Genomic DNA, 14,067 nt, shown 5'->3' with positions numbered 1-14,067 from the left:
GCGCGGCTCAGGGACAAGACGGCGTCACCGGCGTTCATCGGTGACGTGTGGGCTACGCTCAGGCGCCGTCGGGCTCGGTCATCGTCAGCTGAGGAGGGCGGCGTCCGCGCGGGCGCCCGTGCGTGCCGTGAGCAGCGCGGTGGCGAGCAGGGCGAGCTCCGCGGGCGTGCCCGAGATCTCGGCGCGCAACGTCGCGCGGGCCACATCCGCCTGCACCTGGGACGGGCGGCATCCGATCCGCTGGGCCAGCGCTTCCATCCGCCGCGTCGTCGCCTCCGCATCGGGCACACCCAGCAGCTCCAGCTGCCGGACCTGCTCGGCGCCCTCCGGGGAGGAGGCGTTCGGCTCGGGAGGCAGGCCCGACCGGGTCAGCTCCCGGCGGACCAGTTCGCGGGCCAGCTCCAGCGCACCCGGGAGGCCGGACGCGCTGAAGCTGTTCAGCTGTCGTGCTGAGGTGATGCCTTCCACCAGCAGAGTCTGCTGATCCCCCAGCGGCGCCGTCACATCGGTCACCGCCAGGTGCACCTGGGCGAGCGCCATGCCGGGGAGCTCCGCGAGTGCACGCACCGCCAGTCCGCGCAGTCCCGCGGAGATCTTCGCGACCGGGATCGGAGTGCGCGCCTCGTCGGGTCCGTGCTCGATCGCGGCGAGGACCTCGCGCCCGGCGATCAGCAGATCCAGCCGCCGGCCCGGCCGGTGCGAGGAGATCACCACAGAGCGGCGGCTCCGGGCCCCCGCCTGCCGGGCGGAGACCGCCAGTGACTCAGCGTCCTCGACGACGACGTCCTCTCCCGGCCCCGGGGCGCCCATCCTCACCGGCCAGCCCAACGAGTCGGCGAACTCGGTCATCGCTCGGTGGGCGCCCACCGGAAAACGGCGCCACAGTGGAGTGGGGACTCCTCGAGCCTCCAGCAGCGGCCACAGCGCCGCCCGATCTCGGGTCATGGCCGCGCCGCCGAAGCTGTTGCCCGTGGAGCGCACATACGAGAAGGAGACGGACGCCTCATCTGCGCGTGGCCGGCTGCCGCGTGCGGCGGCCGCCAGCGAGCCGCCGGGCAGGGACCGGGTGCTCAGTCCGGCCTCCAGCAGGGCGGTATGGACCAGCCAGAGGTCCGGCTCCTGGCCGCGCAGCAGCTCGTGGGCGACGTCACCGGGCAGGTCGAGCGATCCAGGCGAGCGGCGAGGAGCCCAGGAGTCTGCGGGGTCGGCGTCAAACACTTTGAAGCGATCCGTCTCTGGTGCTACGCAGGGCCGGGACTCGACGGTGTGCACCGCAGAGTGCTCCGAGCCGTCGTAGGCGCGCGAGAGGAAGACCCCCACGTTCTCCGCCAGGCCGGAGACCACTGCGCGGACCACCCGGTCGTCCACGCGGCGGTAGCTGCCGACCAGGTTCATCTGCCGGGCTGTCTCGGCGAACCAGCGGGGATGCTCCTTGTGCGGCAGGCGACCTGTGACGGTCATCTCTACGCTCAGCGTCGCAGAGTCAGCCTCAGGAGCGGGCTGGGTCAGCTGCAGGCCCGCCCGGGCAGCGGCCCGTGCCACCAGCTGGGCGGCCACTGGCAGCGCCGGGCCGTAGACCGGGTATTCGTGGGAGTCGATGGCCGGCACTGAGTTGATCTCGCAGATCGCGGCGCGCTGCTCCTGCAGGGGCCGGGTGATGTCCTCGATGATGAAGTCCACCCCGGCCGAGTCCAGGCCCGGGATGAGCGCGACGGCTCGGCGGGCCGCCTCGAGCAGGGACGGGTGCATGTCCAGCAGCACCTGGGCGTGCTCGCCACCCTGATGAGTGTTCGAGCCATAGGAGAACTCCACCCGTGCCCCGGGGCCCGGCACGGCGTCCAGTGCGGTGCCCTGACGAGCCAGCAGGCGATCCAGCGGCTCGCCACGAGGGATGGGGCGGCCGATCAGGTGCGGGTTGCGCTCCCGCAGGGCCTGCCGCTCGTCGAGCAGCTCGGCCACCGTGCGCTCGCCGTCACCGATCACTGCGCCGCGGCGGCTGATCAGCGCGGAGACCACCTCACCAGCGATGACGATGATCCGGTGGGCCTCCCCTTCCACATGCTCCTCGACAAGCGCCTCGCGGGCGCCACGTGCCGCCTCCAGGGAGGCGTCGAAGGCCCAGCGCAGCTCCTCGGCGTCGCGGATGCCGGTGACCACGCCTTTGCCCTCGGTGCCGTCTACCGGTTTGCAGACCACCGGATAGCCGATCTGCTCGGCGAAGGCCCGGGCGGCGTCGAACTGGCCGCCGGCGAAGCGTCGACCACGCGGCGCGGGCACCCCGGCCTCCTCGAGGAGGAGCCGGGTGGACTGCTTGTTCCGTGCCACGGACGAGGCCGGGCTGGAGTTCAGCACCGAGCCGGTGCGGGAGAAGACCATGCTCCGTCCCGCGGGGTCCGTGGCGGTGAAGGTCAGCCCGCCGCTGCGCAGGGTGCCCAGGCCGTGCCGCAGGCATTCGCGCTCGAGCAGCACGGTGCTCAGCGGCCGCCTCCCGAAGGAGGCCATATGCTGGGAGATGTCGTACTCGCGAGGTTCTGGCACAGGTGCCATGATGCGCGGTGAGACTGGGTGATCGCTGGTGATCCGCTGACCGTATGGTGCGTGCCGCGAGGGTGTCCGTCGCCCGGTGCGCCGACGCCGCACAGGTGCCCGGCTCTGGTATGAATGATGTGGTCTTGCAGAATGAACCGTGGGGAGTGGGACGGGTGACGATGATCGGTCGGCGACTGCGCCGGATGCGCCTGATGCTCGCGGTCTGCGCCGCCGCGGCGGTGGTGTCCCTGTGTGGGATCCTCGCGGTGCTGTTCGGCCATGACACCGCAGGTCTGGTCATCCTGCTGCTGGCTACCCAGGGGCTGATCGCCGGCTGCGCCGTGGTGCTGCACCGGGCGGTGCTGCGCACTCGGACCCGGTCCGAAGAAGGCCGCGTCGGTGAGCCTCGCCCGGAGATCTCCCCGGAGGACGTCATCGAAGGTGTGCGCGAGCAGCTCGAGGCCCACGGCGGCAATGAGCAGCGCCTGGCCCGGCTGCTGGAGCAGCAGGAGGCTGCGCAGACCCAGCTGCGCCGTCGGCTCTTCCAAGAGTCCTTCTCCCCGGACGCTTCCCGGGCGCCCGAGCAGGACTGAGGGCGGCCATGGCATCGGTCCTGGCTGGGCCAGCTGACACGTACGACGTCGACGTCGTCATCCTCTCCGACTTCCGACTGCCCGGCGGCACCACCAGCAGCATCGCCGAGGAGGTCCGCGCCCAGGCGGAGGCCGGGATCAGCACGGCACTGGTCCATGCCGCGGGCTCGATCACCAACTACCCGAATCCCTGGAGCACCCACATCCAGCGCATCCTGGACCTTCCCGGAGTGCGCATCGCCTCCCCACGGGAACGGATCCACGCCAAGGTGCTGGTCATCAGGCACCCCACGGTGATCTACAGCACGCTCTCCGCCTGCGAGGGGATCACCGCAGACCACGTGATCATCGTGGTCAACCATGCCGCGGTCGACGCCGCGGACACCTGGCACTACCCGGTGGAGGCCACCGACGCGCGGGTTCGCCGGCTCTTCGGCGTCGCCCCGGTGTGGGCCCCCATCGGCCCGGTGGTGCGCCAGACCGTGCTGGACCAGACCACCCGCGTCCCGCTGCGGGAGAAGGACTGGGTCAACATCTTCCGCATCTCCGGGGAGATCCGTCGCCGCACCGGCTTCATCGCGGATCGGCCGGTGATCGGCCGGCACTCCCGTCCGCAGCCGGGAAAGTGGCCGGCCACCGGACGGGACATCCTGCAGGCCTACCCGGACTCGCCGCGCTATCAGGTGGAGATCCTCGGCGGAGCGCAGGTGGCCGAGCACAAACTGGGCTACGTGCCCTCCCGCTGGCACGTGGTGGAGTTCGGCGGCGAAGAGCCGGAGCACTTCCTGGAACGCATCGATTTCTGGGTGTACATGCACCACCCGGACCTCAAGGAGGCGTTCGGCCGGGCGGCCATGGAGGCGCTGGCGGCCGGCTGCGTGGCCATCATGCCGCCCTATATGGAGGAGCTCTTCGGCGACGCCGCGCTCTACGCCTCGCCGCGGGAGGTCCAGCGCACCGTGGACGAGTACTACGCGGACCCGGCGAAGTTCCTGAAGCAGTCCGCACGTGCGCAGGACTTCGCCCTGGCGTTCAGCCCGGAGATGCACATCCGGCGGCTCGAAGAACTCGGCGTCGAGGCACCCGGCACCCCCGTCGACGCCGAGCCGGGGGAGGTCCCGGCCCTGCCCGGTCCTACGCTGCTGGTCGCCGCCCAGGCCGAGGAGGATGTCCTGGAGCGGGCGCTCGCCCACCTGCGGGCCTCCGGGGACCGCTCTGTGCTGCGCGTGGACCTGACCGACCGCCTCGGTCGTGGACCCGACGGCTCTGGTCCCACGGTGCAGCTGCCCACCGCCGCGGCGCTGCAGACCGATGATCAGACCTGGCAGAGCCACCTCCACGGCAGCCTGCGACGGCTGCTGCGCACTCACCGTCCCGGGCTGGTGCTCGTGGTGGGGGAGGAGGTCCCCGAAGGAGTGCTCAGGGCCTTGGCCTGGGCCGATGTCCCGGGCACCTGGGTGCGCGGCCGCGCCGGCGACGACGTCGCCCCCGAGCCTCGGGTGGCCAGCTGCTTCCGTCGCGTGATGACGCCCTCCCAGCTGCCGAGGGCCCCCGGGACCGCCGCGGAGGCCCCGCTCGCACACCATGCACCCAGGGAAGGACAGGAGTCCCGCTGATGCAGACCTCCTCCACGTCGAGCAGCTCGACGCCGACCAGTGACACGCGCGTCGGTCAGGCGCCGGCCGGCGCCGCCTCCGCGGACTCCTGGTCCACGAGCCTGGAGACCTGGGCCCGCGGCCGTCACGGTGAGAAGGTGCTGACCGTGGCGAGCACGATGGACTTCGCTCCGCTGGGCACCCTGCGCCCCCAGACCTTCTACGAGCTGCCGGTCGTGATGGCGGTGATGACACGGCGCAGCGCCTCGCTGCACGCCGCGCTGACTCGGGCCGTGGAGATCATCCGTGAGGCCACCTATGCCTTCCGCATGGTGGTCGTCACCGATGTGCCGACCAGCGCGCCCGTGCGTACTGTGGACTGGACCGTGGAACACCTGCTCGGTGAGGCCGACTGGGCCGCGCTGCAGGGGGAGAACTGGCTCCCGGCCGCCGTCGACCACCTGGAGTGGGCGCGCCGGCAGTACGGCGCCTCGCTGGTGTTGGCCCCCGAGAGCCCTGAGCAGGTCCTGGCGGACATCGCCCGGGTGGGAGCCTTCTCTCGGGCGCCGGAGAAGATCATGTCCACCGCCGCAGAGCTGGCCCGCCAGGCGCTGCCCGAGGGGCCGCAGGCTGGTGGGTCGGCTTCTCAGGAGGAGAGGGCCCTGCGCGGCTGGTGGCGGGGAGCCCTCGAGGACGGCCTCGCTCGGCAGCTGGACCTCGGTGAGGGTTTCACTCCGACGGTCACCGTCATCGGCGGGGACTCTGCCGGGGTCATCGTCGCCGACGGCGTCACCGCCGGCGAGGCGCTGCAGGGCTGGGCCTCGGAGTCCGGATGGTCAGTGGTGCGCATAGGCCGGGCTGAGGCCGCCGGTCCCACGGCCGAGCGGCTGCATCAGGCGCTGCTCCGTGCCGCAGGGGAGGGCGCCGCTCGGGCCGTCGGTGCGGCCGGGCCGCTGCTGCTCATCACCGACCAGCAGCAGGAGGAGCAGCCGGTGCCCGACGGGCTGGACGGAGTCGTCGTGCTGCACCGTCCGGAGGAGCCGGGCACCGGTTGGAGCGCGGAGCTGCTCATGGGCTATGGGGCGAGCACCCGGATCCGTGCCGCCGAGCTGCCCACGGCCCTGGACCGGCTGCGCAGGATCCACCTGGCCACCACACTCTGAGGTCCGCCCCTCTGAGTCGCCAGCGGGGGAGGTTCAGTTGCGCTTCTTGGGAACCACTCCGCGCTTCTCGAAGTAGCGCCGCACCCGCTCGTCCTTCAACAGCGGGCCGTGGACCTGCAGCACGTTCATCCCGGAGTTGACGTTGGCCTCGAGGATGACCGGGCCCGTGGGGCTGACGATGATGTCCCAGCCGATGTACTCCATGAAGTTCAGCCGCTTCGCGCCCTCGAGCACCAGCGCCTTGGTCTCCTCCCAAAAGGGGACAGTCGCGCCTTCGATCTGCGCCCCGGAGTCCGGATGCACGGTGTGCCACACCGGGGTGTGGTCGTCGGGAAGCTGCCCGGCGCGGGAGAGGGTGCCCGTGGCGATGTCGATCTTCGCGCTGAGCCCGCCCTGGGTCCAGTTGTCCACATGGGCCGAGCGGGAGGTGCCGATGCGCTGGACCGCGACGGCGATGAACGGCTCTTTGCCCTGGGTGAGGTCCGGCATGGTCAGCACCCGCAGTGTGTTGGTGGAATGCGGATTGAGCTGGGCCTGGGACTCGGCCTGCGGGACGGCGGCTTCGAAGATCATCGGCTTGGGGCGAGCCTCGATCCAGGAGGCGACGTCCTCGAAGCTGCGATCCTGGCCGTTCATCCTCCAGCCGTCCGCGGTGCGGCGGACCGAGACGACGAACCGCCCCTCCGCACCCCGCAGGGGCTTGACGAAGACTCGCTGGCCGACCTCCAGGCGGGTCTCGAGGAACTCCCGGAGGGGGACCTGGTCGTCGTTCGGGAAGACGTGGACCTCTCCTCGGGAGTAGAGGCCCAGCAGCGGCACGACGTCGGAATCGAGCCCGAGCTGATTCATCAGCAGGAAGAAGGAGAACTTGTTGTCAAGGATCTCCTGCAGGTGGGGGTGCACCATCCGCTTGGTGCGCGTGTATCGCTGGACATCGGTGACGTAGTCCTGCTGGTCCTCATTGGGGAGGTCGTAGAGGGTCACGGAACGGGAGAGGAAACCCTGGGCCCACCACTGAGGGCGACGCATATCCGGTGAGGTCTCCCACCGGAACTCCTTGCGGAGGAACTTCCGGTAGTCCTCGGCCCAGCGACGTGATTTGCGCACCTCCTTGCGCCAGTTGCGGCGCTTGTGGTCCGCCTTGCGGGCGATCTGCCGGGACTTCCGCACCACCTTCCGGGGGAAGGAGGGCGGGGGAGGCGTCGGCGAGGGCACGGGCTGTGCCGCACCGTCTGGGGCGGGGTGCCGTCCGTGGTCGGCCGCGGAATCCATCGGTGTGGTCGCCTCCAGGTGCAGGGGTTCACGAGCGTTAGGATCGTACCAAGCCGGAGGCGCGGTGCTTCGCCGACGCCCCGGGCCTCTGCCATCCTCGTGCATCCGAGGTCCCCGAAGAGTCGGCGTCCGGGCACCGGGCGCGCAAGGAGATGTCTGTGACCGAGACGACCCGAGTCTGCGGCATGCTCGGAGCCGGCGATCCTGCGCGTGTGCGGCGCATGGCCGGCGCGGCCGGACTCACTCCACAGGAGAGTGGCACCGCGGTGATCGTCGACCGTCCTGCGGCGCTGCTCATCGGCAGCACCGCGCTGCGGGCCCGCCCCGAGGACTGTGGCGAGGCCTGGATGTTCTCCACCGCCACTCCGGAGCCCGCGGGGCTCGGGACCGCGCCGGTGCGGTGGGAGCACGCCGCCCGTGACGCCGACGTCGCGGGAGTGGTCCTGGAGCCTGACGGCGCGACGGTCCTGCACACCGGCATCTCCGGGGTCCAGCCCGTCTACGTGGAGCAGCATGAGGACGTCGTCTACTTCGCCACCCAGCTGAATCTGCTGGTGGACACCGCGCCGGGGCCGCTCGCCCCCGACTGGACCGGCTGGGCACAGATCATCGGCATCGGCGCGCCCCTGGCCGGACGCACCACCGTGGAGGGGATCCGCCGTCTGGGCCCCATGGAGCAGGTGCGTCTGGAGCGCGGCGGCGCTCCGCGCCGCAGCCGTGTGACCTGGCCCTGGGAGCAGATCACCCCGGAACCGGGCCTGACCCCGGAGAGCCTCACCAGCGAAGTCCTGGAGGCGATGCGTGGTCAGGTCGCCGCGCTCGGCGAGAGCGGCCCGCTGCAGCCGATGCTCTCCGGAGGCCGTGACTCCCGGCTGCTGACCGGCCTCGCAGACGAGTTGGGCCAGCCCGGCGGGCTGACCGCCTGGACCACCAGCTCCGACACCGGCACGACTCTGGAGGAGCTCACCGCGGCCCGGATCGCCTCCGGTCTGGGAATCCGGCAGCGGATCGTGCCCGGCCGGCACGACGGCTTCGCGCAGGACTTCGCGGACTACGCTGAGGTGACGGGGCATCAGGCCTCCTTCCATGTGTGGCTCATGCCGGTGGCACGTGAGCTGGCCCGTCAGCAGGGGACCGTGCTCGACGGTCTCGGCGGAGGGGTCTTCCTGGGCGGCGGATTCCCCGACGATCCTGCCGTGCTCCAGGAGGGAGGCGGGTCGCAGGAGCTGATGACCTCCCGGTTCGGCCGCCTGGCCCGATACCTGCAGGTGGCCGAGGAGCTCCTCGCCCCGGGAGTGGCGGGCGCGTTGACCGCCGCAGGGCGCGATGACTTCATGACGATCGCCGAACCCTTGGCCGAGCACCCGCAGGGGGCGACGCTCACGGCCTACCTGACCCGCACGCTGCCCGGCATCAGCATGGCCCCAGCCGCCGTGCTGGGCGGAAGCCGGCCGACGGCGGTGCCGATCATGTCCCACCAGGTGGTCTCGCAGGCTCTGCGTGTGGAGCCCGCGGCGAAACGGGACGGCCGCTGGTACCCGGACCTGCTGCGCCGGGTGCGTCCTGAGTTCGACGACATCCCCACCGCCGCGGACCTCACCACGGGCCGTCAGCATGTGCGCCGCGGCGCCTCGCTGGACGCGGCCGCCTGGTATCGGGAGCTTGTCATGGCCTCCCCGGCGGCGGCCCTGCTCGGGGAGAAGCTGCGCGACGGCGACGCCGAGCTGTGGCGCCGTCAGCTCACCCGTACCCGGGCCCAGCACCTGATCCGCGGACTCGCCCTGCTGGCGCTGTGGCTGCGTCGGCATGAGAACCGCCTGACTGAGACCGATCCCACCCCGCTGCGGCGCGGCTGAGGAGGCATCATGAGCACCCGAGAACTGCCGCTGCTGCTGCACGCGGGGAAGGCGGCGCGAGGTCTCGACGACGCCCCGGACCCGCAGACGCTGGAGGCGCTGATCCGCGGCGAACACACCGGCTGCCCGTCCGTGCTCTGGGTGGAGAGCCTCGCAGACCTGGACGCTCCCGCCGCGGTGCTGGTCACGCATATCGCAGTCCCTGCGTCGGAGACGGACTCCGTCACTGAGCTGCATCAGGAGGCGCTGGGCCGCTTCGGACCGGAGCGGGTGCTGCGGGCCGACGGCCCCGAGGAGGCTCGGCAGGCTGTGCACGCCACGACGACGGCTGCTCGGCAGGGAGCCTCGGGCAGCGGCCTCGGAAGAGCCCTCCGCAGCACGCTGAGACGGCTTCGCCGCCTGACCGGAGGCGGAGCAGGGGAATGAGGCTGAGCTGCTGCTGAATCGCGTCCTCTGTGCCCCGATCCGGGATGGCTGCGGTGATAGCATCGCAGCGGTCTGGTCCCTGCCCGATCGACTGCCCGGCCCAACTGGCCGGAGCACCCCACGAGACTGATCGACGAGAGCGCCGCTGAGACGATGACCCACTCTGACGCCACTGAGGTCGCGGGATCCCCGACGGCCCCTGAGGGCACCATCCGCATCACCTTCGCCCGCGCGCTGTCCTATCGGGTGCCGCGTCGTCGGTCCTCCGTGCGGCCCAGCAACATCATCTTCGCCCTCGGCGCCGTCACCGCAGACGGCTCCGAGATCCGTGGGCAGGGAGAGGGACAGCCCCGTGGCGGCCGCACCGGTGACGACGCCGGCGACTCCTGGGCGTTCGCCCAGACGGCGGTGGAATCCCTGCAAGGGCACACCCTGGCGGTGGCGACGCCTGCCGATACTCTGCACGCCATCCGCCAATCCATGGCCCGGCTGCGTGCCCTGGCCTCCGCTCAGGGCCGGGACGGTCACACCCGGCCGTTCCGCGGGACGCTGCTCGGACTCGAGGTCGCTCTGCTCGACCTGGCGTCCCGAGCCCACGACCTCCCACTGGTCGACCTGCTGGGACGTCGTCGGGATGCCGCCCCCCTGGCTCCCACCACAGTGTCCCCGCGCGCCGACCACCAGCGGGTGCTCGACCGCCTGGACGGCCAGCGTGAGCGCTACGACCACAGCCGGGTGACCGTGCCCGCCGACGTCGACGAGGCTCTGGCCTTCCTGACGGACGTGACGGCCGCCAACCGGGCCGCCGGGGAGGAGGCTGCTGACCGACCGCTCTGGGTCACCGTGGCCCGTACGCTCAGCTCCCAGGAGGCCCACCGGCTGGTCGGCCGACTGGCCCGTGAGATGAGCCGCGGTCGCCTGCCCTCCCAGCTGGTGCTGGGCCAGCCGGTCCCCTCCGGGGACGGTGATCAGCTGCGGTCCCTGCAGCGCCGTGCCGACCGTCAGACCTGGCTGAGGCGTGACCGCCAGGTGGACCTGCGCATCATGGGCGACGGCTCGATGTGGGACGCCGCCGACGTCGTCGCCGGGCACGGAGGGCGTCCCCTGCGGGCGGTCAACGTCCGTCCCGCCCAGGCCGGTGGCCTGTTGGAGAGCATCGATCTGGCCGAGGCTGTGCTGCGTGCGAACCCCGACGCCACCGTGGCCCTGACCCGCATGGTCGGCGCCAGCCGCCTGACCACCTCCGCGCTGCGGCACCTGGCGCTGGCCCTGCCGCGCATCGATTCCGCCCGGCTGGCCGCCGTGGTGGAGAACCATGTGGAGATCACCACCCGAGTCCTGGACCCGGAGCAGGCGGCCCTGGCCGCAGCCCGAGAGGCCGCCGCCGACGCCCAGGCGGAAGAGGCGCAGGCGGCTGCCGAGACCGCGAGCCGCCGGACGGAGGAGCAGGAGGCGGACTTCGGCTGGGAGGGGGCCGAGGAGCCGATCGAGGACGACGCGCTCGCCGAAGGTGCTGATGGAGACTCCGCGGAGAGTGAGGCTGCCGCCGAGACGGAGACCGCCGCCGAGTCGGAGACCGCCATTGGGGTGGGCGTCGCGGCCGACGTCGAGACGGACGCCGATGCGGAGCTCGAGTCTGCACGCCGGGCGGCGCGGACCGACGATGAGGATGACGACACCGGACCGCGCGAGGGCGGCCACGACGTCGACGACGAGGTCGAGGAGGATGACGAGACCGAGTACGAGCCGGAGTACGACGCCGATGATGTGCTCCACCAGGTCGTCGTCCCTTCGGTCCCGGGACTGGGCGTCGATCTCGCCTACGAGAATCTCGTGGGCGTCGTCGTCCACTACGCCACCTACCCGACCCCGCCGGCCCCGACGCTGGAGGGCCGCCCTGCGCTGACCTACGACGACGTCGACTACATCCGCCCCATGGGGTCCTACGCGGTGCACGGGCACATCGTGGAGCGGGAAGCTCTGGCCTACGGGCTGAACACCCGCCGGTTCAACAAATCGACATTCCAGGCCGATGACGGTGAACGGTCGCCGCTGTCGTTCCGCACCGCCCGCTGGCCGCTCTCCAGCGTGGTGGCGGCCTCCATCGTCCGGCACAAGGAGTCCACCCGGATCCTGCTGCACCGCAACGGCTGCCCGGTTCCGCTCGGACGCACCTTCAGCAACGGCGACGCCGGCAGCGCCCTGCAGTACGCGGAGCGCATCGGCTTCCCGGTGGTCCTCAAACCTGCCGCTGGATCCATGGGTGTGGGCGTCACCGCCAACATCGTCAACGCCGAGGAGCTGGGCTCCGCCCTGGACCGTATGAGGCAGAGCGTCATGGGCTCGGGGGACTTCATCGTGGAGAAGCACATCCATGGGCGCGACTATCGGATCATGGTGCTCGGCGATGAGGTCGTGGCCGCCGTCGAGCGAGTGCCCGCCTCCGTGGTGGGAGACGGGACCTCCACGCTGATCGAGCTGATCCTGGCGAAGAACGCCGCCCGCAAGCAGAACTCCCACCTGGCCACGCTGAAGCTGAAGTGGAACGCCACCGCTCGGCATGAGAGCGCGAAGGCCGGGTATCAGGGGGACAGCGTGATCCCCGCCGGGGAGCGGGTCCTGCTCAACAGCGGGAACAACCTCACCCAGGGCGGAGACTCCATCGAGATACTCGACGAGATCCACCCCAGCATCCTGAAGGCCTCGGTGGAGGCGGTGAAGGCCGTCCCCGGGCTGGCCTACTGCGGAGTGGACTTCCTGCTGGAGGACCATACCCGCCCGCTCGATGAGCAGGAGGGTGCGATCTGCGAGCTCAACGCCGTGGCGGCGCTCCCGGTGGCCGAGTACCCCATGTTCGGCACCCCGCGTCGGGTCTCCAGCCAGTTCCTGCGTCGGGCCGCCGGAGAGTTCGGCCTGCACGTCCTCCCGGAGCGGGCCGAGAGGCTCAGCGTGCGCATCCGTGCTCGGGGGAGGGTCGTCGGCGTGGGGTACCGGGGCTGGTTCAGCCGTCGTGCCGCCGAGTTCGGCTGCACCGGATGGATCCGCCGCAAGTCCGACCGGTCCGTGGAGGCCGTGGTGTCGGGGCCCACAGACGCGGTCGCCGCCCTGGCCACCGCCGCGGTGCTGGGCCCCCGGCGCGCCCGTCCGACCTCGGTGACCACCGTGCACGTGCAGGACCCGGGGGTCGAGGGCTTCGAGATCCGGAAGAATCCCGTCGCCGGGCAGGACGCCTCCCGAAGCGCGTCGGCACGGGCGAGACGGGCACTGAGCGATCCCGTCCGCGCAGCCCGTGTGCTGCGCGACCCCGCCCGCATCACCTCGGCGGTGACACGGCGCGCAGCCCGTCTGGTCAGGAAGGGGAACTGATGTCCACCTCACCTCGCTCGCCTCAGACCGCAGGGGAGACGTCAGCGGCCCTCGCCGCAGACTGCCCTCCCGAGCTCACCGACGGCTGGCTCGTGCACGCTGCCGCGCTGCAGGCCGGCTGTGGGACCCTGCTCTTCCCGGGGCAGGCTCTGCTGCTGACCCATGAGGACGGCACCCTCGACGGCGGCTCCTTCGCCCATGGCGTCCCGCAGCAGACCCAGCTCTCCACCGCGACCCTGGTCCAGGACCGGCGGGTGCGTCGTGCCATGCTCGAGCAGCATCGCATCCGGGTGCCCGAGGGTGCCACGTTCACCATCGGCGGCGGCACCCGCGCCGCCCTGGCCTTCGCCGAGCGGCGCGGTTTCCCTGTGGTGCTCAAGCCCATGGTGGGCGACAACACCATCGAGACCCGCACCGGGATCACCAGCACCGAAGACCTGCTGGAAGGCATCCGTGATCTGCGCGTGGCTCCCCAGCTGCGCCCGGACTACACCACGGCCTCCTACGCCTTCACGGCGATCCATACTCCGCGGGAGGATGACCAGACCAGGACACGGAAGAACTACCGGTACCTGATCGAGGAGCAGGTCCGTGGGGAGTTCGTCCGTTTCCTGCTCATCGCCGGTGAGGTCGTCTCGGCCTTCCACTCGCCGGCTGGAGCCTGGGGCACCGGCGGAGGCGGGGCAGAGGTGCGCTCCACGATCCACCCGTCGCTGGTCACCCACTCGGAGGAGGTCGCATCCGTCTTCCCCGGGCTCGCGGTGATCGCCGTCGACGTCGTCCTCAGCCGAGGGGCGAAGAGCCCTCTGGAGACCCAGGACGTCGTCGTCGTGGATGTCTCTGAGCGACCGTGGCTGTCTATGCAGTCCGCCGAGGACCCCGCCTGGAGCCTCGAACTGGCTCGTCGGATCTTGGCCCGCACGGTGGCCGAGGGGGCGGGCGAGGCGTTCGGAGAGCCGCAGGCGACCGTCGCCCTCGATGTCCGCTGGGAGGGCGTCTCCGTGATGGAGGACTTTCTGGAGCACCTCGCCAGGGCCGCGGCCGGCTCCGGACTGCGTGGTTACGCGCGGGCCGAGGACGTGGTGGGCGGGATCGCCCGGGGCCACCTGGAGGGATCTGCGGCAGCCGTCGCCCTGTTCAACGAGCTGGCCGTCGCCGGGACCCTCGCCGGTGAGCACCTCATGTGTGTGGACTCCCGGCCGGCGTCGGCCACCGGTGTGTCCGGGTTCTCCACCGGGGCGGACGGCTAACGAGCCTGGGCCTCACT

General features: G+C 71.4%; 9 protein-coding genes. 7 read left to right on the top strand and 2 right to left on the bottom strand.

Features of this window, described 5'->3' with window-relative positions; genetic code table 11:
- Positions 1-84: 84 nt before the first annotated feature.
- Positions 85-2,538: an ATP-binding protein gene (locus HNR09_RS02050; RefSeq protein WP_179540534.1), complete on the bottom strand. Its 2,454-nt coding sequence runs from the start codon at positions 2,536-2,538 to the stop codon at positions 85-87.
- 134 nt (positions 2,539-2,672) lie between these two features.
- Between HNR09_RS02050 and HNR09_RS02045 the strand changes: the two genes are divergently transcribed.
- Genes HNR09_RS02045 through HNR09_RS02035 form a run of 3 tightly spaced genes read left to right on the top strand, consistent with a single transcriptional unit; the run spans position 2,673 to position 5,880 of the window.
- Positions 2,673-3,122: a hypothetical protein gene (locus tag HNR09_RS02045; RefSeq protein ID WP_179540533.1), complete on the top strand. Its 450-nt coding sequence runs from the start codon at positions 2,673-2,675 to the stop codon at positions 3,120-3,122.
- A gap of 8 nt (positions 3,123-3,130) precedes the next feature.
- Positions 3,131-4,738 (top strand): glycosyltransferase, encoded by a 1,608-nt coding sequence (locus tag HNR09_RS02040; protein ID WP_179540532.1) that lies wholly within the window; start codon positions 3,131-3,133, stop codon positions 4,736-4,738.
- Entirely contained in the window at positions 4,738-5,880 is a 1,143-nt protein-coding gene (locus HNR09_RS02035) for a hypothetical protein (protein ID WP_179540531.1), read from the top strand. Before HNR09_RS02040 ends, HNR09_RS02035 begins: the two co-directional genes overlap by 1 nt.
- A gap of 33 nt (positions 5,881-5,913) precedes the next feature.
- On the opposite strand, the gene HNR09_RS02030 is transcribed toward HNR09_RS02035, so the two are convergent.
- A complete protein-coding gene (locus HNR09_RS02030; protein WP_179540530.1) occupies positions 5,914-7,152 on the bottom strand; it encodes a sugar-transfer associated ATP-grasp domain-containing protein in 1,239 nt (412 codons plus the stop codon).
- A gap of 158 nt (positions 7,153-7,310) precedes the next feature.
- On the opposite strand from HNR09_RS02030, the gene HNR09_RS16435 reads away from it, so the two are divergent.
- The 4 genes from HNR09_RS16435 to HNR09_RS02010 all read left to right on the top strand — a co-directional run bounded on the left by HNR09_RS16435 (position 7,311) and on the right by HNR09_RS02010 (position 14,050).
- Positions 7,311-9,008, top strand: a complete 1,698-nt coding sequence (locus HNR09_RS16435) for an asparagine synthase-related protein (RefSeq protein ID WP_179540529.1) — start codon at positions 7,311-7,313, stop codon at positions 9,006-9,008.
- A 9-nt stretch (positions 9,009-9,017) separates the two neighbouring features.
- Complete coding sequence (locus HNR09_RS02020) at positions 9,018-9,434, top strand: hypothetical protein (RefSeq protein WP_179540528.1); 417 nt, start codon at positions 9,018-9,020, stop codon at positions 9,432-9,434.
- 153 nt (positions 9,435-9,587) lie between these two features.
- Positions 9,588-12,800, top strand: coding sequence for an acylphosphatase (locus HNR09_RS02015; protein WP_179540527.1), 3,213 nt, complete (start codon positions 9,588-9,590; stop codon positions 12,798-12,800).
- Positions 12,800-14,050, top strand: a complete 1,251-nt coding sequence (locus HNR09_RS02010; RefSeq protein ID WP_179540526.1) for a hypothetical protein — start codon at positions 12,800-12,802, stop codon at positions 14,048-14,050. Before HNR09_RS02015 ends, HNR09_RS02010 begins: the two co-directional genes overlap by 1 nt.
- Positions 14,051-14,067: the final 17 nt, after the last annotated feature.

It is taken from the genome of Nesterenkonia xinjiangensis, assembly GCF_013410745.1.
GTDB lineage: Bacteria > Actinomycetota > Actinomycetes > Actinomycetales > Micrococcaceae > Nesterenkonia > Nesterenkonia xinjiangensis.
Note: the sequence above shows the minus strand (reverse complement) of the source record. Positions and strands in the feature narration are given on the sequence as shown.